At 53.4% G+C, this 26,217-nt stretch carries 25 protein-coding genes and 1 pseudogene; 21 read left to right on the plus strand and 5 right to left on the minus strand.

Annotation, left to right across the window (positions count from 1 at the left end; genetic code table 11):
- Nucleotides 1–7: 7 nt before the first annotated feature.
- From ftsY to dapF, 3 genes are read right to left on the minus strand one after another with little or no spacing between them, the layout of a single operon-like run.
- Nucleotides 8–949, minus strand: a complete 942-nt coding sequence (ftsY, locus tag AAC599_RS02770) for a signal recognition particle-docking protein FtsY (protein WP_340148874.1) — start codon at nt 947–949, stop codon at nt 8–10.
- On the minus strand, nt 949–2,223 hold the full coding sequence (gene mtaB, locus AAC599_RS02775) for a tRNA (N(6)-L-threonylcarbamoyladenosine(37)-C(2))-methylthiotransferase MtaB (protein WP_340148875.1): 1,275 nt from the start codon (nt 2,221–2,223) through the stop codon (nt 949–951). The genes ftsY and mtaB overlap by 1 nt, the downstream gene beginning before the upstream one ends.
- Nucleotides 2,223–3,062 carry a diaminopimelate epimerase gene (gene dapF / locus AAC599_RS02780; RefSeq protein ID WP_340148876.1) on the minus strand — a complete coding sequence of 280 codons (840 nt, stop codon included), beginning with the start codon at nt 3,060–3,062 and terminating at the stop codon, nt 2,223–2,225. The genes mtaB and dapF overlap by 1 nt, the downstream gene beginning before the upstream one ends.
- A gap of 249 nt (nt 3,063–3,311) precedes the next feature.
- Here dapF and ffh point away from each other — a divergent pair, with 249 nt between their 5' ends.
- From ffh to AAC599_RS02870, 18 genes and pseudogenes are all read left to right on the plus strand, one after another.
- Nucleotides 3,312–4,673 (plus strand): signal recognition particle protein, encoded by a 1,362-nt coding sequence (gene ffh / locus AAC599_RS02785; protein WP_340148877.1) that lies wholly within the window; start codon nt 3,312–3,314, stop codon nt 4,671–4,673.
- A 34-nt stretch (nt 4,674–4,707) separates the two neighbouring features.
- Nucleotides 4,708–4,938, plus strand: a pseudogene (gene rpsP / locus AAC599_RS02790) (30S ribosomal protein S16); the annotation flags it as partial.
- 264 nt (nt 4,939–5,202) lie between these two features.
- Nucleotides 5,203–5,757 (plus strand): ribosome maturation factor RimM, encoded by a 555-nt coding sequence (rimM, locus tag AAC599_RS02795; RefSeq protein ID WP_340148878.1) that lies wholly within the window; start codon nt 5,203–5,205, stop codon nt 5,755–5,757.
- Between the two features lie 28 nt (nt 5,758–5,785).
- On the plus strand, nt 5,786–6,487 hold the full coding sequence (trmD, locus tag AAC599_RS02800) for a tRNA (guanosine(37)-N1)-methyltransferase TrmD (RefSeq protein ID WP_340148879.1): 702 nt from the start codon (nt 5,786–5,788) through the stop codon (nt 6,485–6,487).
- A gap of 15 nt (nt 6,488–6,502) precedes the next feature.
- The gene (rplS, locus tag AAC599_RS02805; RefSeq protein ID WP_339634583.1) at nt 6,503–6,889 is read left to right on the plus strand and encodes a 50S ribosomal protein L19; all 387 of its coding nucleotides are present in this window, start codon (nt 6,503–6,505) and stop codon (nt 6,887–6,889) included.
- Between the two features lie 82 nt (nt 6,890–6,971).
- Entirely contained in the window at nt 6,972–8,378 is a 1,407-nt protein-coding gene (leuC, locus tag AAC599_RS02810; protein ID WP_340148880.1) for a 3-isopropylmalate dehydratase large subunit, read from the plus strand.
- 11 nt (nt 8,379–8,389) lie between these two features.
- Nucleotides 8,390–8,995 carry a 3-isopropylmalate dehydratase small subunit gene (gene leuD, locus AAC599_RS02815; RefSeq protein ID WP_340148881.1) on the plus strand — a complete coding sequence of 202 codons (606 nt, stop codon included), beginning with the start codon at nt 8,390–8,392 and terminating at the stop codon, nt 8,993–8,995.
- 43 nt (nt 8,996–9,038) lie between these two features.
- Complete coding sequence (leuB, locus tag AAC599_RS02820; RefSeq protein ID WP_340148882.1) at nt 9,039–10,151, plus strand: 3-isopropylmalate dehydrogenase; 1,113 nt, start codon at nt 9,039–9,041, stop codon at nt 10,149–10,151.
- Between the two features lie 67 nt (nt 10,152–10,218).
- Complete coding sequence (locus AAC599_RS02825; protein WP_340148883.1) at nt 10,219–11,241, plus strand: aspartate-semialdehyde dehydrogenase; 1,023 nt, start codon at nt 10,219–10,221, stop codon at nt 11,239–11,241.
- Between the two features lie 138 nt (nt 11,242–11,379).
- Complete coding sequence (locus AAC599_RS02830; protein ID WP_340148884.1) at nt 11,380–12,684, plus strand: hypothetical protein; 1,305 nt, start codon at nt 11,380–11,382, stop codon at nt 12,682–12,684.
- 140 nt (nt 12,685–12,824) lie between these two features.
- The gene (locus AAC599_RS02835) at nt 12,825–13,700 is read left to right on the plus strand and encodes a CoA ester lyase (RefSeq protein WP_340148885.1); all 876 of its coding nucleotides are present in this window, start codon (nt 12,825–12,827) and stop codon (nt 13,698–13,700) included.
- Between the two features lie 15 nt (nt 13,701–13,715).
- A complete protein-coding gene (locus AAC599_RS02840; protein WP_340148886.1) occupies nt 13,716–14,780 on the plus strand; it encodes a MaoC family dehydratase in 1,065 nt (354 codons plus the stop codon).
- 102 nt (nt 14,781–14,882) lie between these two features.
- Nucleotides 14,883–15,272: a succinate dehydrogenase, cytochrome b556 subunit gene (gene sdhC, locus AAC599_RS02845; protein ID WP_340148887.1), complete on the plus strand. Its 390-nt coding sequence runs from the start codon at nt 14,883–14,885 to the stop codon at nt 15,270–15,272.
- A 2-nt stretch (nt 15,273–15,274) separates the two neighbouring features.
- Nucleotides 15,275–15,655 carry a succinate dehydrogenase, hydrophobic membrane anchor protein gene (sdhD, locus tag AAC599_RS02850; RefSeq protein WP_340148888.1) on the plus strand — a complete coding sequence of 127 codons (381 nt, stop codon included), beginning with the start codon at nt 15,275–15,277 and terminating at the stop codon, nt 15,653–15,655.
- A gap of 9 nt (nt 15,656–15,664) precedes the next feature.
- Complete coding sequence (gene sdhA, locus AAC599_RS02855; protein WP_340148889.1) at nt 15,665–17,458, plus strand: succinate dehydrogenase flavoprotein subunit; 1,794 nt, start codon at nt 15,665–15,667, stop codon at nt 17,456–17,458.
- Between the two features lie 17 nt (nt 17,459–17,475).
- On the plus strand, nt 17,476–18,252 hold the full coding sequence (locus AAC599_RS02860) for a succinate dehydrogenase iron-sulfur subunit (protein ID WP_340148890.1): 777 nt from the start codon (nt 17,476–17,478) through the stop codon (nt 18,250–18,252).
- Nucleotides 18,253–18,352: 100 nt separating this feature from the next.
- Nucleotides 18,353–18,931, plus strand: coding sequence for an FMN-binding negative transcriptional regulator (locus AAC599_RS02865; RefSeq protein ID WP_340148891.1), 579 nt, complete (start codon nt 18,353–18,355; stop codon nt 18,929–18,931).
- Between the two features lie 103 nt (nt 18,932–19,034).
- Nucleotides 19,035–20,327 carry an MFS transporter gene (locus tag AAC599_RS02870; RefSeq protein WP_340148892.1) on the plus strand — a complete coding sequence of 431 codons (1,293 nt, stop codon included), beginning with the start codon at nt 19,035–19,037 and terminating at the stop codon, nt 20,325–20,327.
- 30 nt (nt 20,328–20,357) lie between these two features.
- Here AAC599_RS02870 and AAC599_RS02875 read toward each other — a convergent pair whose 3' ends face one another.
- On the minus strand, nt 20,358–21,518 hold the full coding sequence (locus AAC599_RS02875; protein WP_340148893.1) for an iron-containing alcohol dehydrogenase: 1,161 nt from the start codon (nt 21,516–21,518) through the stop codon (nt 20,358–20,360).
- A gap of 81 nt (nt 21,519–21,599) precedes the next feature.
- Nucleotides 21,600–22,715: a cell division protein ZapE gene (zapE, locus tag AAC599_RS02880; RefSeq protein ID WP_340148894.1), complete on the minus strand. Its 1,116-nt coding sequence runs from the start codon at nt 22,713–22,715 to the stop codon at nt 21,600–21,602.
- A gap of 352 nt (nt 22,716–23,067) precedes the next feature.
- On the opposite strand from zapE, the gene mdh reads away from it, so the two are divergent.
- The 3 genes from mdh (at nt 23,068) to sucD (ending at nt 26,215) form a co-directional block, all read left to right on the plus strand.
- Nucleotides 23,068–24,033 (plus strand): malate dehydrogenase, encoded by a 966-nt coding sequence (gene mdh / locus AAC599_RS02885; RefSeq protein WP_340148895.1) that lies wholly within the window; start codon nt 23,068–23,070, stop codon nt 24,031–24,033.
- Between the two features lie 137 nt (nt 24,034–24,170).
- Complete coding sequence (gene sucC / locus AAC599_RS02890; RefSeq protein WP_340148896.1) at nt 24,171–25,340, plus strand: ADP-forming succinate--CoA ligase subunit beta; 1,170 nt, start codon at nt 24,171–24,173, stop codon at nt 25,338–25,340.
- Nucleotides 25,340–26,215, plus strand: a complete 876-nt coding sequence (gene sucD, locus AAC599_RS02895) for a succinate--CoA ligase subunit alpha (protein WP_293961690.1) — start codon at nt 25,340–25,342, stop codon at nt 26,213–26,215. Before sucC ends, sucD begins: the two co-directional genes overlap by 1 nt.
- Nucleotides 26,216–26,217 lie beyond the last annotated feature (2 nt).

Raw genomic sequence — 26,217 nt, forward strand, 5'->3', positions numbered from 1 at the left:
GTTCCTTTTAGTTGTCAGCGACACCGGAAAGGGCGCGGGCAAAATCCTTCGCGGCGAAGGCTTGCAGGTCGTCTTCCCCTTCACCGACACCGATGGCGTGCACTGGCAGGCCAAAGCGATCCGAGATTGCGACAAGCACACCACCGCGGGCCGTTCCGTCCAGCTTGGTCATGACCAAGCCGGTCACATCGCAGGTTTTACCGAAGATCTCCACCTGGTTGAGGGCGTTCTGACCTGTTGTTGCATCCAGCACCAGAATGCAGGAATGCGGGGCATCCGGATCGAGCTTTTTGATCACACGCAGAATTTTCTCAAGTTCCGCCATCAAGTCCGACTTGTTCTGCAGACGCCCGGCGGTATCGATCAGAAGTAAATCCGCGCCGTCATTCTTCGCTTTCTCAAGGGCTGAATAAGCGAGACCGGCCGCATCACCTCCGACTTTGGTAGTGACAACGTCGCAGCCCGTGCGCTGGCCCCAGACTTGGAGCTGTTCAACCGCCGCCGCACGAAATGTATCTCCCGCGGCGAGAACGACCTTTTTGCCCATCGCCCGATATTGCTTGGCAAGTTTGCCAATGGTCGTCGTTTTCCCGGATCCGTTCACCCCGACAATGAGAACCACATGGGGCTTGCGATCTTCCTGTAGTTCAAAATCCTTTGCGACCGGATTGAGAATGAGGGCGACCTCATCAGCGAGTGCGGTCCGTATTTCCTCAGGTGATGTCTCTTTGTCATAGCGGGATTTTGCGATATTGGCTGAAATGCGGGCGGCCGTTGCAACGCCAAGATCAGCGCTGATCAACAGCTCTTCCAGCTCTTCAACGACGTCATCGTCGAGCTTGCGCTTTGTGAAGATATCGGAAATACCACTCGATATGGCGCCAGAGGAGCGTTTTAAGCCATCGCTTAGTCGACGGAACCAGCCCTTTTTCTCTTTCGTTTCACTCATTACGCTGTTTGTTCCAAAGGTCCGGCAAATAATTTTCTGCCATCTGTGCCCGTAATTCTAACGTCGACAATGTCGCCTCCGTTTACTGGGAAATCAAGGTCGACCGGAACATAATGCAGTGTCCTTCCCGTTGTCTCATTTTCCACCAAGATGGATTGTTCGGTTCCGACCAGCGTTTCAAGAAACCGGGACAGGTTAAGCTCTCCCGCCTGACGAAGGGCAGCGGCACGGGCCTTTCGAATATCTCCCGGTACCTGCGGCATTTTTGCGGCGGGCGTCCCCGGACGTGCGGAATAAGGAAAAACATGCAGATAGGCGATATCGCATTCCTCGATCAGCTTCAGGCTGTTTGCTGCCATTTCATCGGTCTCGGTGGGGAAGCCCGCAATGATATCCGCGCCGAACACGACTTCTGGCCTCAGCTTTCGCGCTTTTTCGACAAAATCATATACGTCTTTCCTCAAATGCCGCCGTTTCATTCTTTTCAAAACCATATCATCCCCCGCCTGAAGGCTGATATGAAGATGCGGCATAAGCCGGGGTTCCGACTCTATAAGGCGCCATAAGTCATCATCGACTTCCACCGGATCGAGTGAGGACAGACGTAACCGTTCGATTTGTGGTACGGCACTCAGCAGGCGGCGGCACATCTGACCCAAGGTCGGTCGGCCGGGCAAATCTTCGCCATAGGCAGTGATGTCAACACCGGTCAAGACGAATTCCTTGTATCCATTCTGGGTGAGCGCGCGCGCCTGATCGACGATTGCCCCGAGGGGGACTGACCGGCTGTTGCCACGGCCATAGGGGATAATGCAGAAGGTGCAGCGATGGTCGCATCCGTTCTGGATTTGCAGGAAAGCCCGGGCGCGGCCGTCGAACCCCTCGATCAGGTGACCGGCGGTTTCCTCCGCGGACATGATGTCATTTACCTGAACGCGCTCGCTCTGTTCCGTTTCGAAGGCGCTCGGTTCCAGCTTTTCTAGATTCCCGAGGATCTGGTCAACTTCGGGCATTTTTGCAAACTGATCCGGGTTTGTCTGGGCGGCGCAGCCGGTGACAATGATTTTTGCGTCCGGGTGGTCCCGGCGGGCCTTTCGCACGGCCTGCCGTGCCTGGCGCTCGGCTTCATTGGTGACGGCGCAGCTATTGATGATGATGGCATTGTTCATGCCCGCCGCAGCGGCATGTCCGCGCATGACCTCGGACTCATAGGTGTTCAGGCGGCAGCCGAAAGTTATCACTTCCGGCAGGGCGAGCGGTTTTGCCTCTCCCATCACGCGGCTCCTTTCAACAGGGCAGTATCCAGAAACCCGCGAAAAGACGTTGCAATTGCGCCGCCCATAAAGATATGGCCGTTCTCGTCAATGCGCATGTCAAGCGGCCCGCCATTAAGGTGTAATCTGGCGGTCTTATCTACAAAACCGCGGATGTTGGCGGCGACCATGGTGGCGCAGGCCGCCGAACCACAGGCAAGCGTTATGCCGACACCGCGTTCCCAGACACGCAGCCGAAACTCACCGTTCTCCATCCTGCTGACAACGCTGATATTTGCCTTTTCGGGAAACATCGGGTGGGTTTCAGCCACCGGACCCCATTTTTCGAGATCAACCGTCTCCGCGTCGTCAACAAAGAAGACGGCGTGGGGGTTGCCCATATTCACCGCAACCGGATCGGCAAGCGGTCCGATTTCAAGCCGGACATGTGCCGTGTCCTCAGGCTTCGACAGCGGAATTTGTTGCCACTCCAGCTTTGGCTTTCCCATATCGATAACGATGTCGCCGTGATCGCTTCTGGTACCGATGAGCAATCCGGCCCGCGTTTCTATGGTGACCACTTGCGTGCCACTTTCCTGCATTAACAGATGGGCAACACAGCGCGTCGCATTTCCGCAGGCTTCCGCCTCGCTACCATCTGCATTATAGATACGCATGAAAATCGTGGCATCCGGACCACCCGGTTCCATCACGATCAACTGGTCGTAGCCGACACCGCGATGCCGATCGGCAATTGCACGCAGGGCGTCTCCCGACAGTTCGGGCAGCCGCTCGCGTCCGTCAATGATGACGAAATCATTGCCAAGACCATGCATCTTTATGAAAGGTATCGGTTCCATAACCCGCGATATAGGCGTTTGTGTGCCTGCGGTCCAGCATATTTATCGGCGGCTCACCAAGAGTTCTGCTTGACTTATGCGGGTGTCTGTGGCTAATTCCGGCCACTCAAGACAACTGAGTCGCAACATAGAAGTACCATTTTGGTATCCGTCAGCCCGCGAGTTTCGCGCCCTGGCGCTTTTTTGCGTTGCTTGAAACGGTTGCCGCGAGATGGAATTAAAGCGTGGTTTGAACAGGTTAAAGGCCAAATGTTCGAAAGTTTGACAGGCAGACTGGGCGATGTGCTTGGGCGATTGACCAAGCGGGGTGCCCTTACAGAGGCAGACGTCTCGGAGGCGATGCGCGAAGTGCGCGTTGCCCTTCTTGAGGCCGATGTCGCGCTGCCTGTTGTCAAAAGCTTTATCAAGCGGGTCAAAGCCAAAGCGGTTGGCACGGAAGTTCTGAAGTCCGTTAATCCGGCGCAGATGGTCATTAAGGTTGTTCATGACCAGCTGATCGAGATGTTGGGCTCCGAGCAGCAGGAGCTGAACCTCGTCGCTGTGCCCCCGGTTGTCTACATGATGGTTGGCCTGCAGGGTTCCGGTAAAACCACATCGACAGCGAAAATTGCGAAATGGCTGACGGAGAAGAAGGGCAAGAAGGTCATGATGGCCTCTCTTGACGTTCGCCGTCCAGCGGCTCAGGAACAGCTAAAAATCCTGGGTGAGCAAACAGGTGTTGCTACATTGCCGATTGTTGCCGGTCAGATGCCGGTGGATATCGCGAATCGCGCCGTTCAGTCGGCCCGGTTGCAGGGTATCGATGTCATCCTTCTGGACACAGCGGGCCGCCTGCATGTGGATGAGGAACTGATGGCGGAGATGGACGCCGTCCATCGCAATACCAAGCCAACGGAAACCCTTCTCGTTGTCGATAGCCTGACCGGTCAAGATGCCGTTAACGTGGCGGAGCAGTTCAAGTCGCGTGTTGATGTCACCGGTATCGTCATGACCCGTATCGATGGCGATGGCCGCGGCGGTGCGGCTCTCTCCATGCGCGAGGTAACCGGCTGTCCCATTAAACTGCTGGGTACCGGTGAGAAGCTTGATGCGCTGGAATCGTTCCATCCGGACCGGATCGCGAACCGGATTCTTGGCATGGGCGATATCGTTTCGCTGGTCGAGAAAGCAGCGGAAACCATCGAGAAAGACGAAGCTGAGAAGCTTGCCCTCAAAATGCAGAAGGGCACGTTTGATCTGGATGATCTGGCAAACCAGTTGCGTCAGATGCGTAAAATGGGCGGCATGAACAGCTTGATCGGGATGTTGCCTGGTGTCGGTAAGATGAAGAAGCAGCTGGATTCGGCAAATCTTGACGACAAGCTTCTGATTCGTCAGGAAGCCATGATCCAGTCCATGACACCGAAGGAGCGGCGCAATCCGCAGATTATCGCCGCGTCCCGTAAGAAGAGGATTGCCGCAGGATCCGGCATGAGCGTTCAGGATGTCAACCGTCTGCTGAAACAGCACAAGCAGATGGCCGGCATGATGAAAAAAGTAAAGAAACTTGGCAAGAAGGGCATTGCGCGTGGTGGCATGCAGGGCCTTTTACCGCCGGGAATGAAACTGTAACCGAAATTGAATCTGTTAAAGGAAAGAACCTAATATGGCATTGAAAATTCGCCTCACCCGTCAGGGCGCCAAGAAGCGGCCTTTCTATCGTGTTGTCGTGGCCGAAGCCAGCAGCCCGCGCGATGGTCGGTATATTGAACGCCTTGGTACCTATAACCCGATGTTGCCGAAGGATAGCGAGGATCGTGTATCCCTGAATGCCGAGCGTATCCAGTACTGGATCGGGAATGGCGCAAAAGCGACGGATCGCGTCGCCAGCCTGATGGCAAGCGCCGGTCTCGGTGAAAAGCCCGTTCGCAACAACCCGGAGAAAGCGAAGCCAAAAGCCAAGGCGCAGGAACGTTTGCGGGAGCAGGCCGAAGCAAAGCAGGCTGCGGAAGAAGCAGCTGCTGAAGCTGCGGCAGCACCTGAAGAAGAGGCTCCGGCAGAAGAAGCACCGGTTGAAGAGGCCGCTGCTGAAGAAGCTCCTGCCGAGGAAGCTGCGGCAGAAGAGGATGAGCAGAAAGCGGAAGCTTAAGGACTTATCGTTATGCCACAGGCGGGCATGTTGCTGCTGGGCGTGATCGTCGGGGTAAAAGGTATCAAGGGCGAGTTGAAGGTGAAAAGTTTCACTGAAAAACCCGAAGATATTGCCGCCTACGGCCCCTTGCAGGATCAGTCGGGCAAGACAACTTATAAGCTGAAAGTTGTCGGCCTCAGCAAAGGTTTGCCGGTGGTGCGAATAAAGGGTATATCAGATCGCACTGCGGCCGAGGCTCTTAAGGGAACAGAGCTTTATATCGCACGGGACCGGTTGCCCGAGACGGAAGAAGAGGAAGAATATTATCATGCCGACCTGATCGGCTTGCCGGTATTCTTTCCGAATGGAACGAAGTTCGGAACGATCCTGCGGCTGCATGATTTTGGTGCGGGCGACATGTTGGAGATTGTGCCGGAGAACAAAGGCGATAAATCGGCGGTATTGGTCCCCTTTACCGTCGAGATGGTGCCCGAGGTGGATCTTTCGGGAGGCCGGGTCGTCGTCGAGTTGAGTGAGGATTTTTTTGAAAATCCGGAGGCTCCGCCAGAGACGGCTAAGTCTTAGCGCGGGTCAACGGGTGGCAGGAAAACGGATGGTCTGGACTGCCCATATCTTGAGCCTTTTTCCGGAAATGTTTCCGGGACCGCTTGGGGTAAGCCTTGCGGGGAAGGGGCTGGAAGAAGGGGCGTGGGGCCTGAAAGTCAGCGATATACGCGATTTTGCCAAAGGCAGGCATCGCGCAGTTGATGACAGTCCTTTTGGCGGCGGAGCCGGAATGGTGATGCGGCCGGATGTGCTGGGACCAGCAATCGATACGGCGCTTGCATCGGCAGAAGAGGGGACGCGGGTTATTTATTTCAGCCCCCGTGGACGGGTCATGGATCAGGCCTTTGTGCGGAAGCTGGCGGACGAACCGGGAGCGATTATGGTGTGCGGTCGCTTCGAAGGAGTGGATGAGCGGGTCCTGGAAACCCGAAATGTGGAGGAAGTCAGTCTTGGTGACTTCATCCTGTCCGGTGGCGAGGTGGCGGCACTGGCATTGTTGGATGCGGTGGTTCGTCTGCTCCCCGGCGTGACGGGAAACAGGGAATCGCTGGAGGAAGAGAGTTTTGCGGATGGGCTGCTGGAATATCCCCACTATACCCGCCCGCCGGTCTGGGAAGGCCGATCGGTTCCGGAGGTTTTACTTTCGGGCCATCATGAGAAAATAAGGGAATGGCGGCAACGTCAGTCCGAGGAATTGACAAAGGACCGAAGACGGGACCTGTGGGATCGTCGGAAGCGTAATTTTTGATAAAGGGTGAAGACCATGAATACGGTTGAAAAGCTAGAACAAGAGCAGATCGAGAAATTGGTGGCGGAGCGTCCCGTTCCCCAGTTCCGCCCCGGAGATACTCTTCGGGTCCATGTAAAAGTTGTCGAAGGTACGCGTGAACGTATCCAGGCATTCGAAGGCGTTTGCATTGCGCGAAACGGCGGCGGCATCAACGCTAACTTCACGGTACGGAAGATTTCCTATGGTGAAGGTGTTGAGCGTATTTTCCCGCTGTATTCACCGCGTATCGATCATATCGAAGTTGTCCGCCAGGGTGTCGTCCGCCGGGCCAAGCTGTATTATCTGCGCGAACTGCGTGGTAAAAAAGCACGTATCCGTGAGCGCCGTGAAGATCGCTATAGCGGGAAAACCGCGAGCTAAAGGTTGTCGGCGCGCGGAGTGCGAAAGGCCAGTTTTCTGGTAAGGGTGTGAAAAGATCAATAAACAGGATGTGAGAAAAGAAATGGGAAACCCTAGAACCTTATATGATAAAATCTGGGACAGCCATGTTGTAGATCAACTGGAAGACGAAGCCTATATTCTTTACATTGATCGCCATCTTGTTCATGAAGTGACCAGCCCCCAGGCCTTTGAAGGTCTGCGGGTCGCTGGCCGGAAGGTTCGGCGTCCCGAAGCGACGTTCGCAGTTGCCGACCATAACGTTCCGACCAAGGATATTGAGAAGGGCATCACCGATCCGGAAAGCAGGCTTCAGATTGATACGCTGGAAGCCAACACAGCGGAATTCGGTATTCCCTACTTCTCTATGACTGACGATCGCCGCGGTATTGTTCATATTATCGGGCCGGAGCAGGGGCTGACCCTGCCCGGGATGACGATCGTCTGTGGTGATTCCCACACCTCCACTCACGGAGCGTTCGGTGCGCTTGCCCACGGTATCGGAACGTCGGAAGTCGAGCATGTTCTGGCAACCCAGACGCTGGTTCAGGAAAAAGCCAAAAACATGCGGGTAACGGTGCATGGTGATCTGCCTCTCGGTGTTACGGCGAAAGACATTGCACTGGCGATTATCGGGAAAATCGGCACGGCGGGCGGTACCGGCCATGTAATTGAATATGCCGGGGATGCGATACGCGCGCTGTCCATGGAAGGGCGGATGACTCTCTGCAATATGACGATTGAGGCAGGCGCGCGCGCCGGTCTGGTTGCGCCGGATGAAGTCACGTTCGACTATATCAAGGGGCGTCCGTATGCCCCCAAAGCAGGTACATTCGAGCAGGCCGTTGCCTATTGGAAGACGCTTAAGTCGGACGAGGGTGCCAAGTTTGATAAGGAAGTCGAGCTCGATGCAAGTGAATTAATCCCTTATGTTACCTGGGGGACCAGCCCGGAAGATGCATTGCCGATTACCGGATCTGTGCCTGCCCCAGGCGACTTTGCGGATGCCGGCAAGCGCGGTGCGGCCGAACGAGCCCTCAAATATATGGGACTGACGGCGGGCATGAAGCTTTCCGATATTGAGGTGGATCATGTCTTTATCGGATCCTGCACCAACGGCCGGATCGAGGATTTGCGCGCCGTTGCCAAAATTGTCGAGGGCAAGAAGGTCAAAGACACGGTCAACGCCATTATCGTTCCGGGTTCCGGTCTTGTGAAGCTGCAGGCCGAAGCCGAAGGTCTGGACAAGATTTTTGAATCTGCCGGCTTTGAATGGCGCCAACCCGGCTGTTCCATGTGCCTGGCCATGAACCCGGACAAGCTGGCGCCGGGGGATCGTTGCGCGTCGACGTCTAACCGTAACTTTGAAGGCCGCCAAGGACAAGGCGGACGGACTCATCTGGTGAGCCCGGCAATGGCCGCCGCTGCGGCCGTGACCGGCCATTTGACCGACGTGCGGGAATTGGGATAAGGGGACAAAAAATGGAAAAATTCAATAAACTGACGGCGGTTGCCGCACCAATGCCCTTGGTCAATATCGATACCGATATGATTATCCCGAAGCAATATCTCAAAACCATTCAGCGCGCGGGTCTGGGAAAAAATCTGTTTGCAGAAATGCGTTATGATAGTGATGGCACGGAAATCGGGGATTTTGTCCTAAACCAGCCTGCCTACCGGAATGCGGAGATCCTGGTTGCCGGAGATAATTTCGGTTGCGGTTCCAGCCGGGAGCATGCGCCCTGGGCCTTGCTTGATTTTGGCATTCGCTGTGTGATTTCCACAAGTTTTGCGGATATTTTCCATAATAACTGCTTCCGCAATGGAATCCTGCCGATTGAAGTGTCTCCAGAAGATCTGGAAAAGCTGATGGAAGATGCCTCGCGCGGCGCCAATGCGACAATTTCGATTGATCTGGAAGCCCAGGAAATCCGGGGGCCTGATGGCGGGGTCATTCATTTCGAGATAGACCACTTCAACAAGCATTGCCTGTTGACGGGTCTTGATGAAATCGGGCTGACCATGAAGAAGGAAGACAAAGTCGCCGAATATGAAGAAAGCCGCAAACTAAGTCAGCCCTGGCTTTAACTTTCCTTCTCCTTCTCCTTCTGTCCTTTGAGAGTGTTTTACGATGGCATCTAATAAATCCCTGTTGATCCTGCCCGGTGACGGCATTGGTCCTGAAGCAATGGGCGAAGTACGCCGTATTGTTAGCTGGATGGAAGATAACCGTGCTGTTTCCTTCGATCTTGACGAAGATCTCGTCGGCGGTTCCTCTATCGATGCGCATGGCATTCCAATCACCGATGAAGTGGTGGACAAGGCGCAGAATGTGGACGCGGTGCTTCTGGGCGCGGTTGGCGGACCGAAATGGGATAATCTTGACTTTTCGGTTAAGCCGGAACGTGGCCTGCTACGCCTTCGCAAGGATCTTGAACTGTTTGCCAATCTGCGCCCTGCAGTTTGTTTCGATGCGCTTGTCGATGCATCCAGCTTGAAGCCGGAGCTGGTGAGCGGTCTGGACCTCATGATTGTGCGGGAACTGACGGGTGGCGTCTACTTTGGAGAGCCACGCGGCATTGAAGATCTGGGGAATGGCATTCGCCGGGGTGTAAACACGCAGGTTTATACAACACCGGAGATCCATCGTGTTGCCCGCGTCGCCTTCGAACTGGCGAAAAAGCGTAACAACCGGGTTTGTTCCAGTGAAAAGGCCAACGTCATGGAATCAGGTGTGCTTTGGCGCGAAGAAGTGACGAAAATTCACGATATGGAATTCCCGGAAGTGGAGCTAAGCCATATGTATGCGGACGCGGCCGCCATGGAGCTGGTGCGGAAGCCGAAACAGTTTGACGTGATTGTCACGGATAACCTCTTTGGGGATATTCTCTCCGATTGTGCGGCCATGTTGACCGGATCACTGGGAATGCTGCCTTCGGCCTCGCTGGGGGATATTGATGAAACCGGGCGCCGTAAAGCTCTTTATGAACCGGTTCATGGATCGGCGCCGGATATTGCCGGACAGGGAATTGCCAATCCGATCGCAACCATCCTTTCCTATGCTATGGCGTTGCGATATAGCTTCGATATGGGCGATGAAGCGAACCTTGTTGAGGTGGCCGTGCAAAAAGTCCTTGCAAGTGGCATCCGCACTGGCGATATCATGTCCACGGGCATGACGCAGGTATCGACGACAGCAATGGGCGATGCCATTATCCGGGAGCTGGACAAAGCAAACGGATAAAAGCCTGCGGAAGACCGATTTATTAACACCCGGAACGCCCGTTCCGGGGCAACAAAGAGATAGGAAAATGGGATATAGAGTAGCCGTAGTCGGCGCCACCGGTAACGTGGGCCGCGAAATGTTGAACATACTGCACGAACGGCAGTTCCCGGTAACTGAAGTTATCGCGCTGGCCTCGAAACGGTCTGCAGGACGCGAGGTATCTTTTGGCGATAAAACGCTGAAAGTCCAAGTGCTGGATGATTTCAACTTTACGGGAACGGATTTCGCATTGTTTTCGGCGGGCGGTACTGTCGCGGCAAAATTCGCGCCGCGGGCTGCAGCCCAGGGATGCATCGTCATCGACAACTCTTCTCATTTTCGGATGGATCCGGATGTACCGCTTGTTGTGCCAGAGGTTAACCCCGAGGCAGCAGCCGGGTATACGCGCAAGAACATCATAGCCAATCCGAACTGCTCGACTGCGCAGCTGGTTGTGGCGTTGAAGCCTCTTCACGATGCTGCGGTTATCAAGCGGGTTGTGGTTTCGACCTATCAGTCCACTTCGGGCGGCGGCAATGAAGCCATGGATGAGCTGTTTACGCAGACCAAGGGTATCTATGTGAATGATACGCCGACGCCGTCAAAGTTCACCAAGCAGATTGCGTTCAACGTCATTCCGCATATCGATGTGTTTATGGAAGACCGTTACACCAAGGAAGAATGGAAGATGACGGTTGAGACCAAAAAGATAATTGATCCAAAAATCAAGCTGACGGCGACCTGCGTCCGCGTGCCGACTTTCGTTGGCCATGCGGAGAGCGTCAATATCGAGTTTGAAAATGAACTGACCGCGGATCAGGCGAGAGAAATTTTGCGCGAGGCGCCTGGCATCATGGTCGTCGATAATCCTGAAGAAAACGGCTATGTGACACCAGTTGAGTGTGTTGGCGATTATGCGACATTCATTTCGCGTATTCGCGATGACGCCACCATCGAAAATGGCATCAATCTTTGGTGCGTATCTGATAACCTTCGCAAGGGCGCAGCGCTGAATACGGTGCAGATTGCAGAGTTGGTTGGCCGGGAATATCTTAAAAAAGCGGCCTGATACGCAAGAGAGCAGATTATTAATTCAGGGCAGTCGTGATCAAGCGTGGCGACTGCCCTAAACTTATCTCCCGCGCAAGCTATCTTTCTAGTATCCTGGCGCCGTACCGTAATTGCGAACCAAGAGCCGGAGGCGAGTATGGTAAGAGCTTTGTTTAGTTTATCAGCGCTGGTTTCGCTCCTCCTTCTTTTGCCGGCATTCTCCTCTCTCTCAATAGCGCGGGATCATTATGTGGACCCGGGGGTGGCCGCGAGTGTATCCGCTGATGGCAATGCGGATACACCCTGGCGAAGCCTGCAACAGATCATCGATGATGATATTATCGAGCCCGGAGATCGCGTCATTCTGGCGACCGGCGATTATGGCCGGTTGCTTGTTGAAAATAAAAGGATGTCCGAGGAGACAACCATTCTGGCGGGTCAAGGGCAGAAGCCGGTCTTCGAGATTGTTGATATTCTGGGCAGTTCCAACTGGCGCCTGGAAGGGCTTACCGTAACATCAGACGGGCAGCGGAAGCCGGAATCTATTTCTCATGTCTGGATTGATGAGAATTCCGAGCATATTACCGTCAACGACTTCTCGATTTATACGGTTGCGGATATCTCGGACTGGTCGGATGTTGATTGGAACGAACAGGCAATCGACGGCATTTTCTCTTCCGGGAATTTCACGGAGTTCAGAAACAACAATATTAGGAATGTCAATTTTGGCATCACGATCGTCGGCGACCATGGCGCAGTTGTGAATAATCATGTTGAGAATTTTGCCGGCGATGGGCTGCGCGGCCTTGGCGATCACGCCTTGTTTGAAGGGAACGTTGTTAAAAACTGTTATCAGGTGAACCGGAATCACGCGGATGGATTTCAGTCATGGTCTGTAAGCTCTGACGGCGAGATTGCGGCGGGGGTCGTCAAGGATGTCATATTGCGTCGCAATCTAATTCTCAATTTCGAGGATTTTGACCAGCCATACCGATGCCAGCTTCAAGGTGTCGGACTGTTTGGCGGCGTGTACGAAGACTGGATCATCGAGAATAACATCGTCATCGTCGATAACTGGCACGGGATTACCGTGTTGGGCGCGCGAAATGTTCTTATCCAGCACAACACGGTTCTGGATGTCGACTATTTCGAGCCCGGCCCCGCCGCCATTACGATCCGGCGGCAAAACGGCGGTCCGCCCGTGGAAAACAGCTTGATTGCCAATAATATAGCGAATGATATTTTCGGCGATTCTGACGGCGTTGTCGTTGTCGGCAATTTCATGGATGCTGATTTTGATGACGTCTTCGTCGATATTGATGACGGAGACTACAGGTTGCCGGATGATAGTGAGGCGATTGACATCTGCGCTGCAGATCAAAAAGTGGCTATCGATTTTTTTGGTAATCCTAGGCCTGTCGGTAAATGTGCGGATGCCGGGGCGGTTGAGTATAGGGACTGATCTGCTGATTTGGCTGTCGGGTAATTTTCCTCTTCTGTGTGTCTGCTTATTGCGTCGCAGCAAAAACCTACTATGATATGATCGAAATTCTCACTTAGTATCAGGAAAAAAGTAAGGGCATCAAAGCCCAGGGATCAATAATGACAAAATCAATCCGCCCCCGTCGGTCAGTACTTTACATGCCGGGCTCCAATGCCCGGGCACAGGAAAAAGCGAAATCTCTTGCGGCAGATGGCCTTATTCTGGACCTTGAAGATGCCGTTGCGCCGGACAAGAAAGCGGAAGCCCGTGATATTGTATGCGCCAATGCTGCCTCAGGCGGATATGGAAAACGCGAGATCATCATCCGGGTCAACGGACTTGATACGCCCTGGGGTGAGGACGATATTGTCGCCGCCGCCAAGGCAGGGCCGGACGCCATTCTGCTGCCCAAAGTTGAAAGCGCAGATCAGGTCAAGAAACTTGAAAAGATCATGACAGCAGCCGGGGCGCCGGATGCCACGACAATCTGGTGTATGATGGAAACGCCGCTCGGTATTTTAAAGGCTGAGGAAATTGCCTCTTCCAGTCCCCGGGTCGATTGTTTCGTCATGGGAACATCGGACCTTGTGAAAGATCTTCAGGCGCAGCATACGCCTATGCGCCTTCCCGTGATTACATCGCTTGGTTTATGCCTGCTGGCGGGCCGGGCATATGAGCTGACAGTTCTGGATGGAGTTTACCTGGACCTTGATGATGAAGGTGGGTTTCATGAATCCTGCGTTCAGGGGCTGGAACTGGGGTTTGACGGCAAGACCCTGATCCATCCGAAACAGCTGGCTTCGACCAATGACGTGTTTGCGCCCTCCGAAAAAGAGGTGGCGCATGCCCGTAAGGTCATCGAGGCCTTTGAGGCAGCCGAGAAAGAGGGGAAAGGTGTGGTTCTGGTGGACGGCAAACTCGTCGAGAACCTTCATGTGGAAATTGCCAAGGCGAAGGTCGCCATGGCTGATGCTATCGCGGCAGCGGCCGAGTAGGGGAAGGGAATGACAATGAGCAAAACAAACCCCGGCAACTATTTTGAGGATTTCAAGGTTGGCCAGGTCCTCAATCATGCGACACCTCGCACGATCACCGAGGGGGATGTCTCGCTTTATACGGCGCTTTACGGCGGACGGTTTGCGCTGCAGTCAGCGGACAGCTTCGCGATGGAATGCGGCCTTGATGCGGCGCCTATCGATGATCTTCTCGTCTTTCACATCGTTTTTGGTAAAACCGTACCCGATGTTTCCCTGAATGCCGTCGCAAATCTCGGCTATGCGGATGTGCAGTTCAAGGCGCCTGTCTTTCCGGGCGATACAGTTCAGACGAGTTCTGAAGTTATCGGACTGAAGGAGAATTCCAATGGCAAGACGGGGGTGGTCTATGTGCGCTCTACCGGTACCAACCAGATGGGGGCGATTGTTCTCGATTATGTCCGCTGGGTAATGGTGCGCAAGAAAGATGAATCTGCTCCCGCTCCTGAGGAGATCGTTCCTAACTTGCCGGAGCGCGTTGATCCGAAGGATCTCTCGATACCGGGTGGTCTGGATTTTTCGGGCTATGATGCGACGCTGGCGGGATCTCCTCATTTTTTTGAAGACTATGAAGTCGGAGAGAAAATTGATCATGTCGATGGCATGACGATAGAGGAAGCCGAGCATATGATGGCGACGCGGCTGTATCAGAATACCGCCAAGGTCCATTTCAACCAGCACCAGATGCAGAATGATCGTTTTGGCCGCCGATTGATCTATGGAGGACACATCATCAGCTTGGCACGGGCGCTATCCTTCAACGGCCTTGGAAATGCCCAGCTCGTTGCCGCTATAAACGGCGGATCGCACACGGCGCCGACTTTTGCCGGACATACGATTTATGCCTGGAGCAAGGTTCTGGAAAAAGCGGAACTGTCAGAAAGTCAGACAGCAGGCGCGCTTCGCATCCGGACATTGGCGACGAAGGACATGCCCTGCGACAGCTTCCCGGACAAGGCCGCTGACGGCAAGCGTGATCCTTCGGTCGTTCTCGATCTTGATTATTGGGTTGTCTTGCCAAAAAAGACGATATCAGTGTAAATACATTAAAGGTTATGTTGACTTGGATAAGCGGAGGATTAAACTCCAGCGCAATTCAGTGAATAACAGGTATCAAAACTATTAAGCGAGAAAGATTTTCTCATGGCGAATATTGAACGACCGCTGTCGCCGCATCTGCAGATTTATAAACCTCAGATCACGATGATTACCTCAATTACGCACCGTGCGACAGGGATTGCACTCAGTGTAGGCACTTTGTTGCTGACCTGGTGGCTGATTGCCGTGGTCAGTGGACCGGAAGCTTATGCAACGGTCAGTGCGTTTATCTCCTCCTGGTTTGGACGATTGGTTCTGTTCGGCTTTACCTGGTCCCTGTTTTATCATCTCTGCAATGGCATTCGTCACCTGTTCTGGGACATGGGTAAGGGATTTGAACTGCCGACCATGCGGAAATCCGGGATGGCTGCGATTATCGCCTCTGTCGTGCTGACGTTTCTCACCTGGATAATCGCCTACGGAATGGGAGCCTGAGCATGGGAATGAAAGCACCGCTTAAAAAGGTAAGGGGTCTCGGTTCCGCCAAGGACGGCACAACGCACTGGTGGCATCAAAAAGTCACGGCACTTGCGATGATCCCGCTGTTTGTCATTGCGCTTGCCTATGTCATAAGTCTCGTCGGCGCGGACTACAGCTATGTGCGCTATGTTCTCGGTACGCCCGTTGCCTCGTTGGTCATGTTGTTGCTGATCGTTGTCATGTTCTATCACATGAAGCTTGGTATTCAGGTGGTCATCGAAGATTACATTCATACTGAAAGCACGAAATTCGTTCTCTTGCTGCTTAACAGTTTCTTATGTGCGGTCGTTGGTTTGGCCGCTGCTCTGGCCGTATTGAAGCTGGCGCTTGGGAGTTAAAATAGTAAAATGTCTGAAGCCTATCCTATTACAGAACATAAATATGACGTGGTTGTTGTTGGCGCGGGCGGCGCCGGTTTGCGGGCGACCATGGGCATGGCCGCCGCTGGGTTGAAAACAGCTGCTGTCACCAAAGTATTTCCGACCCGGAGCCACACCGTTGCCGCGCAGGGCGGTATTTCCGCGTCTCTTGGAAATATGGGTGAAGATAACTGGCAATGGCACATGTATGATACCGTCAAGGGATCAGACTGGCTTGGCGATCAGGATGCTATCGAGTATATGTGCCGGGAAGCCCCTGCCGCTGTGCTGGAGCTGGAACAGTTCGGCATGCCTTTCAGCCGGACGGAAGAAGGAAAGATCTATCAGCGTGCTTTTGGTGGCATGACAACGCAATTTGGCGAGGGACCTGCGGCACAACGGACCTGCGCGGCAGCGGACCGGACCGGACATGCGATGCTGCATACGCTCTACAGCCAGAGCCTCAAGCATGATACTGAATTCTTCATAGAATACTTCGCTCTTGATCTGATCATGGATAAAGACGGTTCCTGCAGGGGTGTGCTATGCCTCAGCCTTGAGGATGGTACCCTGCATTTGTTCCGTGCCCATATGGTGGTGCTGGCGACAGGGGGCTTCGGTCGCGCCTATTTCAGCTGTACCTCTGCCCATACCTGTACAGGTGACGGCGGTGGTATGGTGTTGCGCGCCGGTCTGCCGTTGCAGGATATGGAGTTCACTCAGTTTCATCCGACGGGTATTTATGGCGCAGGTTGCCTGATTACCGAGGGCGTGCGCGGTGAAGGCGGGTTCCTTGTCAATGGCGAGGGCGAGCGCTTTATGGAGCGCTATGCGCCTCATGCGAAAGACCTTGCCAGCCGTGATGTGGTGAGCCGGTCGATGACCTTAGAAATCCGTGAAGGACGCGGTGTCGGCCCTCGCAAGGACCATATTTATCTGCATCTTGATCATCTCGATCCGGCAATGATTGACGAGCGGCTTCCGGGCATCTCAGAGAGTGCGCGAATTTTCGCCGGCGTTGATGTGCACAAGGAGCCGATCCCGGTGCTGCCAACGGTGCATTACAACATGGGCGGAATTCCGACGAATTATCATTCGGAAGTCGTTGATTTGAAAGATGGCAATCCGGACGCAATCGTACCGGGCCTGATGGCCGTTGGTGAGGCGGCCTGTGTGTCTGTGCATGGTGCAAACCGTTTGGGATCGAACTCCCTCATCGATCTGGTCGTCTTCGGTCGTGCCGCTGCGCTGCGGGCGAAGGATGTCGTGACACCGGGCGCAGCCCATGCGCCGCTCCCCTCGGATGCCTGTGACGAGGCGCTGGCGCGTCTTGACAAGTTCCGCAACGCAAACGGCGGCAGTTCGACAGCAACCGTGCGTGACAACATGCAGCGGGTAATGCAGGACGATTGCGCGGTTTTCCGGACCAGCAAGACTCTGCTTGAAGGCGTCGGCAAGATTAACAAGGTCTGGGATCAGATGGCCGATATCAAGACAACTGACCGTTCGCTAGTCTGGAATTCCGATCTCGTTGAAACCCTGGAACTGGACAATCTGATCCGTCAGGCGGTCATCTCCATGACGGCAGCGGAAAACCGGAAGGAAAGCCGCGGTGCCCATGCACATGAGGATTTCCCCGATCGCGATGATGAAAACTGGATGAAGCATACGCTGACCTATCACAGCGATGAAGAGGGCGTGAAGCTCGACTATCGTCCGGTTCATGATTATACGCTGACGGATGAGATTGATTACATTAAACCAAAAGCACGTGTGTACTAGGCGCGTAGGGATTAGACATGGTTGAACTGACATTACCGAAAAACTCGAAGGTTGGCACGGGCAAGACTTACCCGGGACCGGAAGGGGCAACCAATCTCAAGACATTCAATGTGTATCGCTGGTCGCCGGATGACGACAAGAATCCAGCCATCGACACCTATCATGTCGATCTTGATACCTGCGGTCCGATGATTCTGGACGGGTTGATCAAGATCAAGAACGAGATTGATCCGACCCTGACGTTCCGTCGCTCCTGTCGGGAGGGGATTTGCGGTTCCTGCGCAATGAATATCAACGGGACGAACACTCTGGCCTGCACGACCGGTATGGATGAGGTGGATGGGGACATTAATATCTATCCACTCCCGCACCAGCCGGTGGTAAAGGACCTGGTCCCGGACCTTACGAATTTTTATGCACAATATGCGTCGATTCAGCCCTGGCTTCAGGCGGAAACGCCGCCACCGTCGAAGGAAAGGCTGCAATCGAAAGAGGATCGCGAAAAGCTCGACGGGCTTTATGAATGTATTCTCTGTGCGTGCTGCTCCACTTCCTGTCCGAGCTATTGGTGGAACTCGGACCGTTTTCTGGGCCCGGCCATCCTGCTGCAGGCTTATCGCTGGATTATCGACAGCCGGGATGAGCATACCGGTGAACGTCTCGATAATCTTGAAGATCCATTCCGGCTCTATCGTTGCCATACGATCATGAACTGCGCAAACACCTGTCCGAAAGGCCTGAACCCGGCAAAAGCCATCGCCGAGATCAAGAAGATGATGGTGGAACGCCGGTAGAGTGGCGCCATGATTTATAAGAAATTGGCTCTTTTGTGGGGCCAATTTATCAATAGAGTAAGGCCGCTTATTAAAGCGGCCTTTTTTATGGAATAAACTGATGTATGTCCCTCCGCATTTTTCCGTTCCGGGGAAGGAAACCCTGATCCGGCTTCTGCCCGAGGCGAGTTTCGCCCTTCTGATCTCTTGCGGGGAGGGCGGCGTACCGATTGCGACGCACTTACCATTTTCCTACGATGAAAGCCGCGGTGAATATGGAACCCTGACCGCCCATATGGCGCGGGCCAATCCGCATGGTAAAATTCTGGAGCAAAGCGAAGCACTCATTATCTTTCAGGGACCACATGCCTATATCTCCCCCCGCTACTATTCGACAGACACAAATGTGCCGACCTGGAACTATGTCGCGGTGCATGCCTATGGCACCCCTTCGATCATTGAGGATAGCGATAAGGTTCGTGCGCTGCTTGATCAGTTGACGGAAGATAACGAGAAAGATCGGGCCGAGCCTTGGCGTACCGATATGCTGGATCAAAAGCGGCTGGAGGGGTTGATGCGGGGCATTATTGCCTTCGAAATCCGGATTGACCGGATCGAGGGGAAGGCCAAACTCGGCCAGAATAAATCGGCCGAAGATCAGGCGGCGGTTCGGACGATAACCGGTGATCTTTGGAAATAGGCGATACCAAATTCTACCAAACCACTAATTGAATATCTTGACCTTACATGAATATATGACAAGTATCCTTGCAGTATAAATTTATGTGACCGAAGGTTGAGAAATGTCGGATACTTCTACTGCATATGACGCGCCCTCCAGTATACCAAAACCCAAATGGAGGCCGATAATTCAGGCGGGACTGGTTGGCAATATCATGGAATGGTATGATTTTGCCGTATATGGCTATTTTGCTAGTATCATAGGTACTCAGTTCTTTCCTTCCGAGGATCCTGCTGTATCCCTCATTGCGGCATTCGGGGCATTTGCGGCCGGCTTTCTTATGCGGCCGATAGGGGGGATCCTGTTTGGCAGAATAGGCGATGTTTACGGGCGCAAGCGGGTTCTGACCTTATCCGTTCTTTCTATGGCTATTCCAACGGTATTGATCGGCCTCATGCCGAATTATGCAGCTATCGGAATCATGGCGCCGATCATGATTGTTGTCCTGCGTATGATTCAGGGACTTTCCGTTGGCGGTGAATATACCAGTTCGGTTGTGTTCATGATTGAAAAGGCGCCGAAAAACCGACGTTCCTTTTTCGCCATGTGGAGTATATGGGGCGCTATTTTCGGCATTATGCTGGGTTCCGGTATAGGTGCCGCCGCCGCTGCGATTTTTGGCGCGGAGGCGCTTGCGGACTGGGGATGGCGCGTTCCCTTCCTTCTGGGAGCGCTTGTTGCACTGACCTGCTTCCTGGTACGCCGGGCAATACATGCGGAGGAACAGAATATTGGTTCTGAAACGCCGGTACGGGATACATTCTTCATGCATCTTGGCGATGTTTTTAAAGTCATCATGCTGGATATCGGTTATGCCGTCACATTCTATGTGGCGTTTGTCTATCTCGTCACTTACCTTAAAGTGATCGACAAGCTTCCTGAAGAGGAGGCCCTCAATATCAATACCGGCAGCATGATCATCCTGCTTTTGCTGATCCCTATTACGGCAATCCTGGCGGATCGGTTCGGACGCAGGCCGATCATTATTCTTGGCTATCTGTTCCTAAGCCTTGGCGCCGTGCCCTTTTTCGAAATGATCCACTCTGCCGAGACGATCAATATTTTCCTTGGTCAACTCGGCTTTGTCTTTGGCTTTGCCTGTTTAACGAGCGCCTTGACGGTGGCAAATGTTGACATGTTGCCTGCATCCGTCCGGTGTACGAGTTATGCCGTTGCCTACAATGCTGCCGTCGGCCTGTTTGGCGGGCTGACCCCCTTGATAGTGACCTGGCTTATTACGGAAACGGGCGATCCTGTCGTGCCTGCTTTCTGGGTTGCCGGGACGACAGGATTTTCACTGCTTGTGGCTATTTTTGTCTATAAGGAAACACGGCCTCGCCACTTTGCCAAATAGGTTGTGGACCGATTGCGCCGCCAAGACGGATTAGCCGGAAAGAGCCATAATTTCGGCAACGTCCTCAACTGTTTTAATGGGGCGCGGATTGGCCTGTACCACTGGATGGGTAAGTGCCAATGATTTGATCTCCGCAATTGCCTCTTCAGAAATACCGAGGGCACTTAGTTTGTTCGGCAGGCCGAGGGCGCCGATGAAGTCCTTCAACGCCGGAGCAACATCCGATGCGGTTTCTACATCCAGTACCCCGGCAATCCGAGTTTGCGGATCTTCCGTTACGGGCAGGTTATATGTCAGGACAGCGGGCAGGAAAACGCAGGACGTGATGCCGTGCGGAACGTTCCCCAAGACGCCCAGAAGATATCCAAGACCATGACTCGCCCCCATTCTGTAGCGGGATATTCCGGCGGTCGCATAATAGACGCCGAGCTGGCTGCTCTCCCGGTAAATAAGGCTATCGGGATCTTTTCTCGTTTCAATCATGCTGCGATAAAGTAGTGCGAGGCCATTGGCGCAAAATTCAGCGCTTTCATGATCAACGCCAGGAGCGCAGATCGTCTCGACCGCGTGATCGACAGCGCGAATGCCCGTCGACAGCCAGAGCTTTTCAGGTGTGTGCAGGGAGAGAGGTGCACAAAGAATGATATTGTCCGGCAGCAGGAAGGCGTGGGAAAACCCCGTTTTTCTGCCGGTAATGCTGCTGGTTGCTCCGGCAATCGGCGTAAACTCGGCGCCGGAAAGCGTTGTCGGCACCGCGATATGCTGTATCGGCCAGGTTGCTATGTCTTTCGTTTTTCCAAGGGAGCTTGCAAGTTCTTCGAGGGCCTCTGCATCCCTGATTTGCAGGTTGGCGGCTAGGAGCGCTATTTTCCCGCCGTCAATAACGCTGCCGCCACCGATTGACAGAAGATGCGTTGCCTTGCTGGACGTAATTTCATTGGCAAGCTCGAACACCTTGTCGTATGGCGTATGCTCGGTAAGAACACTGACCACACCAATGATCTGGCCGTGCAGTTGCTCTTTCAAGTCTTCAACAACGGAGGAACTGGCCAATAGCGAGCGGGAAATGGAGATCAGGATACGTGGATCGTCCGAGCCCGCGGTTAAACTTGAAACCGCGGCGACAATATCATCCTCAATTAACAGGCGTTTCTTTATATTGGCCATGTCCGGAAATGCGGGTGCAGTCATTTTTGTGATCCTTTTTGCTGCCTCGCAAAACTATAGCAGGTCGGGCTCAAAAATAAATGCCTGTGTCGGCTTCCTTGCGGTCTAACCCTTCAGATAGTCTTCAGAGCGCATTTCCATCAGCCGCGAGACGGTGCGGGCAAATTCAAAGCTGCCATCCCCCTCGGGATAAAGAGCTTCCGCGGGCACTTCGGCGGAAATCACCAGATTGGTTTTCGCTTCGTAAAGAATATCAATGAGCGTCACAAACCGCTTGGATTCATTTCGTCGGGCGGGTGACAATTGGGGCACATTTTCCAGAAGCAATGTATGGAAATGTTCCGTCAGGGTCAGATAGTCCGAGGCGCCAAGCGCCCGTGCGCAGAGTTCTTCAAAAGAAACGCGGGCGACCCCGCGGGCGGTTCTCTCGATTGTCAGATCGCGTCCCTGAGTGGTCAGGGTCTGCGGGACAATTTCGCGGCCTTCCGTCAGCTCTTCAAAAATACGGTCCATTTCGGAGGCCGCATGATCGTCAAGCGGCGCAAAATACACCAGATTTTCCGCCAGCCGCTCAAGCCGGTAGTCACGCCCTCCGTCAAGGTGCAGGATATCCAGCTGTTCCTTCAACATGGCAATAAAGGGAAGGAACAGTTGCCGGTTGAGGCCATCCTTGTAAAGATCGTCCGGAACCCGGTTTGATGTCGCGACAACAACGACCCCCCGATCAAACAGAAACTCAAACAGGCGACCGAGGATCATGGCATCGGCCACATCCGTCACCTGAAATTCATCGAAGCACAGTAGCCAGGCCGACTCGGTAATGGAATCGGCGAGGGCAACAACCGGATCCACATCATCCTTGTCGGCTTTCTGTCGCTGCTTGTGCAAGAACGCATGAACTTCCAGCATGAAGGCATGGAAATGAACCCGTCTTTTATGCGTGACCGGAGCGGTTTCGAAAAACAGATCCATCAGCATCGACTTGCCCCGGCCGACATCGCCGTAAATATATAAGCCTTGCGGTGGTTCGATACGGGGCTTGCGGGAGCCGAGGCGGAAGAAATGTGTCCACTTCGTACTAGTGCGAGGATCATAATTGACAAGGCGACGATGAAGAGTCTGCAGTTTCTCGACCGCCAGGCGCTGAATGGGGTCGGGTTGCAGCTCATTTAGCGAGAGCAGTTTGCGATAGGCTTCAAGCGGGCCAAGTACTTCAGTCATAAAATGCGGAAATTTCTCTCTTTAATCAGGGCGATGGAATTGGCACCAGACTTGATCTGTACAGACATGAACTCTTTCATGCAACGATCAGGAGGGCTTTTGATTCATTTTTCGAATTATTCGCTTGCCAAAAGGGCTGTCGGACCATGATTTGCCCGACGCAATCTGGCAAAAGGAATTGGCATTTCTTGGATCCGGCGGCTTAATTTTCCGGTACTGTAAAAAATTGGCAATAATTTCCCAGACGATCTTGCTCTCTGCTGGGAAACGCGGTAGTACCCACGATAATATTCACAAGAGGACTTTCTGTCTTCTCAGAGAGCCCTCCCATCTTATTGCTTCGGAGAATGTAATGGCTCGAAAAAAAATTGCCCTCATCGGCAGTGGGAATATTGGCGGTACCCTTGCACACCTCGCCGGCCTGAAAGAATTAGGCGACATCGTTCTTTTTGATATTGCGGAAGGATTGCCACAAGGCAAGGCGCTTGATATTGCGTCTTCTTCCCCTGTGGATCGCTTCAATTCCAATCTCTCCGGCGCAAATGACTACAGCGCGATCGAAGGTGCGGATGTCTGCATCGTGACGGCAGGGATTGCCCGCAAGCCCGGAATGAGCCGTGATGATCTGCTGGGAACGAATATCAAGGTTATGCAATCGGTTGGAGAGGGCATCAAGAAATACGCGCCGAACGCCTTTGTTATCTGCATTACCAATCCGCTGGATGCCATGGTCTGGGTCCTTCGCGAGAAATGCGGACTGCCGCACAACATGGTTGTCGGTATGGCCGGTGTGCTGGACAGTGCCCGTTTCCGTCTTTTCCTTGCTGAAGAATTCGACGTCTCGGTTGAAGATGTGACGGCATTTGTCCTCGGCGGACATGGTGACACCATGGTGCCGCTGATCCGCTATTCGACAGTGGCCGGTATTCCTGTGCCGGACCTGATCAAGATGGGCTGGAGCACTCAGGAAAAAATTGATGGAATTATTGACCGGACACGTAACGGCGGCGCCGAAGTGGTGGCATTGCTGAAAACGGGTTCAGCTTTCTATGCGCCAGCATCCAGCGCGATCACGATGGCAGAAGCCTACTTGAAAGATAAAAAGCGGGTCCTGCCCTGCGCAGCCTATGTGGATGGCCCATATGGCCTTGATGGCATCTATGTCGGTGTGCCGACGGTCATCGGCGAAAATGGTATCGAACGCATCGTTGAAATTGATATGAACGATGATGAAAAGGCCATGTTCAACCATTCAATCGATGCGGTGCGAGGTCTGATCGATGCCTGTGTCGGAATAGACGAAAGCCTAAAAAGCTAGGCGGCAAAATCTAAGGGCACAACAATAAGCGGTTGTGCCCTTTTTTATGGTGCTATACCGTACGGTTTGAAATATCTGACATACAAACATAACCGACGTAAATCCATGTCTCTGAATAGCAATTATAACGGAATACAATGAATATTCATGAATATCAGGCGAAAAGCCTGCTTGCAAAATATGGTGTGACGGTGCCCAAGGGTGGCGTTGCCTATACCTCTGAAGAAGCCAAGACAGTTGCACAAGAGCTTGGCGGCCCGGTCTGGGTGGTGAAGGCTCAAATTCACGCAGGTGGGCGTGGCAAGGGCGGCGGCGTCAAAGTCGTCAAATCCATCGATGAAGTGCTTGCAACCGCGAAATCCATGATCGGGATGCAGCTGGTCACCCATCAGACGGGACCGGAGGGCAAGGAAGTCAAGCGCGTCTATATCGAAGAAGGTTGCGATATCGCAAGGGAGCTGTACCTCGGGGCAATTATTGATCGCGCTAAAGATTGTATCACCTTCATGGCGTCTACTGAAGGCGGCATGGAAATTGAAGAAGTTGCCGCGGAAACACCGGAAAAAATCCTGATGGTCAGCATTGACCCGGCAACCGGTATTATGCCCTTCCATGCACGGAAGATTGCCTTCGGCCTCGGTCTTGAAGGCAAGCAGGTAGGTGCGGCCGTTAAATTCATTATGGCGCTTTATCGGGCCATCGTTGAGACTGACGCAAGCTTGGTTGAAATCAATCCTCTTGTCGTTACGGGAAGCGGCAATGTCATCGCACTCGATGCGAAAATGAATTTTGATGACAATGCGCTTTTCCGCCACAAGGAAATTGCCGATCTTCGGGATCCGGATGAAGAAGACCCGGCTGAGCTTGAAGCGGCACAATATGACCTCAACTACATCAAGCTCGACGGCAATATCGGTTGCATGGTGAATGGCGCGGGCCTTGCCATGGCAACGATGGATATCATCCAGTTAAATGGTGGTACGCCGGCCAATTTCCTTGATGTCGGTGGCGGCGCAACGAAGGAGAAAGTTACGGAAGCTTTCAAGATCATTTTGAAAGATGAAAATGTTGAAGGTATCCTTGTAAATATCTTCGGTGGCATCATGCGTTGTGATGTGATTGCTGAGGGGGTGGTTGCGGCTGCGAAAGAAGTCGCGCTCAGCGTTCCGTTGGTTGTCCGGCTTGAAGGGACGAACGTGGATTTGGGCAAGAAAATCCTTGCTGAATCAGGTCTGCCTATTCTGTCGGCGGATGATCTCGGGGATGCCGCGGAGAAAATTGTTAAAGCAGTGAAGGAGGCAGCGTAATGGCCGTTCTCGTTAATAAGGACACAAAGGTCATCTGTCAGGGTTTCACGGGCTCACAGGGGACATTCCATTCTGAACAGGCAATTGCCTACGGCACGAAAATGGTTGGCGGTGTGACGCCGGGCAAGGGCGGGGAAAAGCATCTCGATTTGCCGATTTTTGACACTGTTGGTGAGGCAAGATCAAAAACTGGCGCCAATGCAAGTGTGATTTATGTGCCGCCGCCATTTGCCGCGGACGCGATCCTTGAAGCGATCGACGCAGAGATCGAATTGATTGTCTGCATCACGGAAGGAATTCCTGTTCTTGATATGGTAAAGGTCAAGCGAGCGCTGAAGGATAGCGGCTCTCGTCTCATCGGCCCGAACTGCCCCGGCATTATCACGCCGGATGAATGCAAGATTGGTATCATGCCTGGACATATTCACCGTCGCGGCAATGTGGGCATTGTTTCTCGCTCCGGTACGCTTACGTATGAAGCTGTGGCACAGACAACAGCGGCTGGCCTAGGTCAGTCAACCTGTATCGGTATTGGCGGTGATCCGGTCAACGGCACCAACTTTATCGATTGCCTTGATCTGTTTCTCGGAGATGACGAAACTGAATCGATTATCATGATCGGGGAAATTGGCGGATCGGCTGAAGAAGAAGCAGCCGAGTTCCTCAAAGCCTCGAAAACAAAGAAGCCGGTTGTCGGTTTCATTGCGGGTGTCACCGCTCCTCCGGGCCGGCGCATGGGCCATGCCGGTGCGATTATTTCCGGCGGTAAAGGCGGTGCGGAAGACAAGATGGATGCTATGCGAAGTGCAGGCATTACAGTCTCTGACAGTCCATCTGCATTGGGTTCGACATTGGTAAGAGTTTTGAAAGGTTGACG

Source organism: uncultured Sneathiella sp., assembly GCF_963976355.1.
Classification (GTDB): domain Bacteria; phylum Pseudomonadota; class Alphaproteobacteria; order Sneathiellales; family Sneathiellaceae; genus Sneathiella.

Coding starts and splice junctions, on each gene's coding strand:
- AAC599_RS02840 (WP_340148886.1), top strand. CDS start 13,716: ATGAGCAAAACAAACCCCGGCAACTATTTTGAGGATTTCAAGGTTGGC.
- leuB (WP_340148882.1), top strand. CDS start 9,039: ATGGCATCTAATAAATCCCTGTTGATCCTGCCCGGTGACGGCATTGGT.
- AAC599_RS02865 (WP_340148891.1), top strand. CDS start 18,353: ATGTATGTCCCTCCGCATTTTTCCGTTCCGGGGAAGGAAACCCTGATC.
- leuD (WP_340148881.1), top strand. CDS start 8,390: ATGGAAAAATTCAATAAACTGACGGCGGTTGCCGCACCAATGCCCTTG.
- mtaB (WP_340148875.1), bottom strand. CDS start 2,223: ATGGGAGAGGCAAAACCGCTCGCCCTGCCGGAAGTGATAACTTTCGGC.
- rplS (WP_339634583.1), top strand. CDS start 6,503: ATGAATACGGTTGAAAAGCTAGAACAAGAGCAGATCGAGAAATTGGTG.
- AAC599_RS02825 (WP_340148883.1), top strand. CDS start 10,219: ATGGGATATAGAGTAGCCGTAGTCGGCGCCACCGGTAACGTGGGCCGC.
- sdhA (WP_340148889.1), top strand. CDS start 15,665: ATGTCTGAAGCCTATCCTATTACAGAACATAAATATGACGTGGTTGTT.
- AAC599_RS02830 (WP_340148884.1), top strand. CDS start 11,380: ATGGTAAGAGCTTTGTTTAGTTTATCAGCGCTGGTTTCGCTCCTCCTT.
- sdhD (WP_340148888.1), top strand. CDS start 15,275: ATGGGAATGAAAGCACCGCTTAAAAAGGTAAGGGGTCTCGGTTCCGCC.
- trmD (WP_340148879.1), top strand. CDS start 5,786: ATGGTCTGGACTGCCCATATCTTGAGCCTTTTTCCGGAAATGTTTCCG.
- leuC (WP_340148880.1), top strand. CDS start 6,972: ATGGGAAACCCTAGAACCTTATATGATAAAATCTGGGACAGCCATGTT.
- dapF (WP_340148876.1), bottom strand. CDS start 3,062: ATGGAACCGATACCTTTCATAAAGATGCATGGTCTTGGCAATGATTTC.
- mdh (WP_340148895.1), top strand. CDS start 23,068: ATGGCTCGAAAAAAAATTGCCCTCATCGGCAGTGGGAATATTGGCGGT.
- zapE (WP_340148894.1), bottom strand. CDS start 22,715: ATGACTGAAGTACTTGGCCCGCTTGAAGCCTATCGCAAACTGCTCTCG.
- AAC599_RS02870 (WP_340148892.1), top strand. CDS start 19,035: ATGTCGGATACTTCTACTGCATATGACGCGCCCTCCAGTATACCAAAA.
- sucD (WP_293961690.1), top strand. CDS start 25,340: ATGGCCGTTCTCGTTAATAAGGACACAAAGGTCATCTGTCAGGGTTTC.
- rimM (WP_340148878.1), top strand. CDS start 5,203: ATGCCACAGGCGGGCATGTTGCTGCTGGGCGTGATCGTCGGGGTAAAA.
- ffh (WP_340148877.1), top strand. CDS start 3,312: ATGTTCGAAAGTTTGACAGGCAGACTGGGCGATGTGCTTGGGCGATTG.
- sucC (WP_340148896.1), top strand. CDS start 24,171: ATGAATATTCATGAATATCAGGCGAAAAGCCTGCTTGCAAAATATGGT.
- ftsY (WP_340148874.1), bottom strand. CDS start 949: ATGAGTGAAACGAAAGAGAAAAAGGGCTGGTTCCGTCGACTAAGCGAT.
- AAC599_RS02860 (WP_340148890.1), top strand. CDS start 17,476: ATGGTTGAACTGACATTACCGAAAAACTCGAAGGTTGGCACGGGCAAG.
- sdhC (WP_340148887.1), top strand. CDS start 14,883: ATGGCGAATATTGAACGACCGCTGTCGCCGCATCTGCAGATTTATAAA.
- AAC599_RS02875 (WP_340148893.1), bottom strand. CDS start 21,518: ATGACTGCACCCGCATTTCCGGACATGGCCAATATAAAGAAACGCCTG.
- AAC599_RS02835 (WP_340148885.1), top strand. CDS start 12,825: ATGACAAAATCAATCCGCCCCCGTCGGTCAGTACTTTACATGCCGGGC.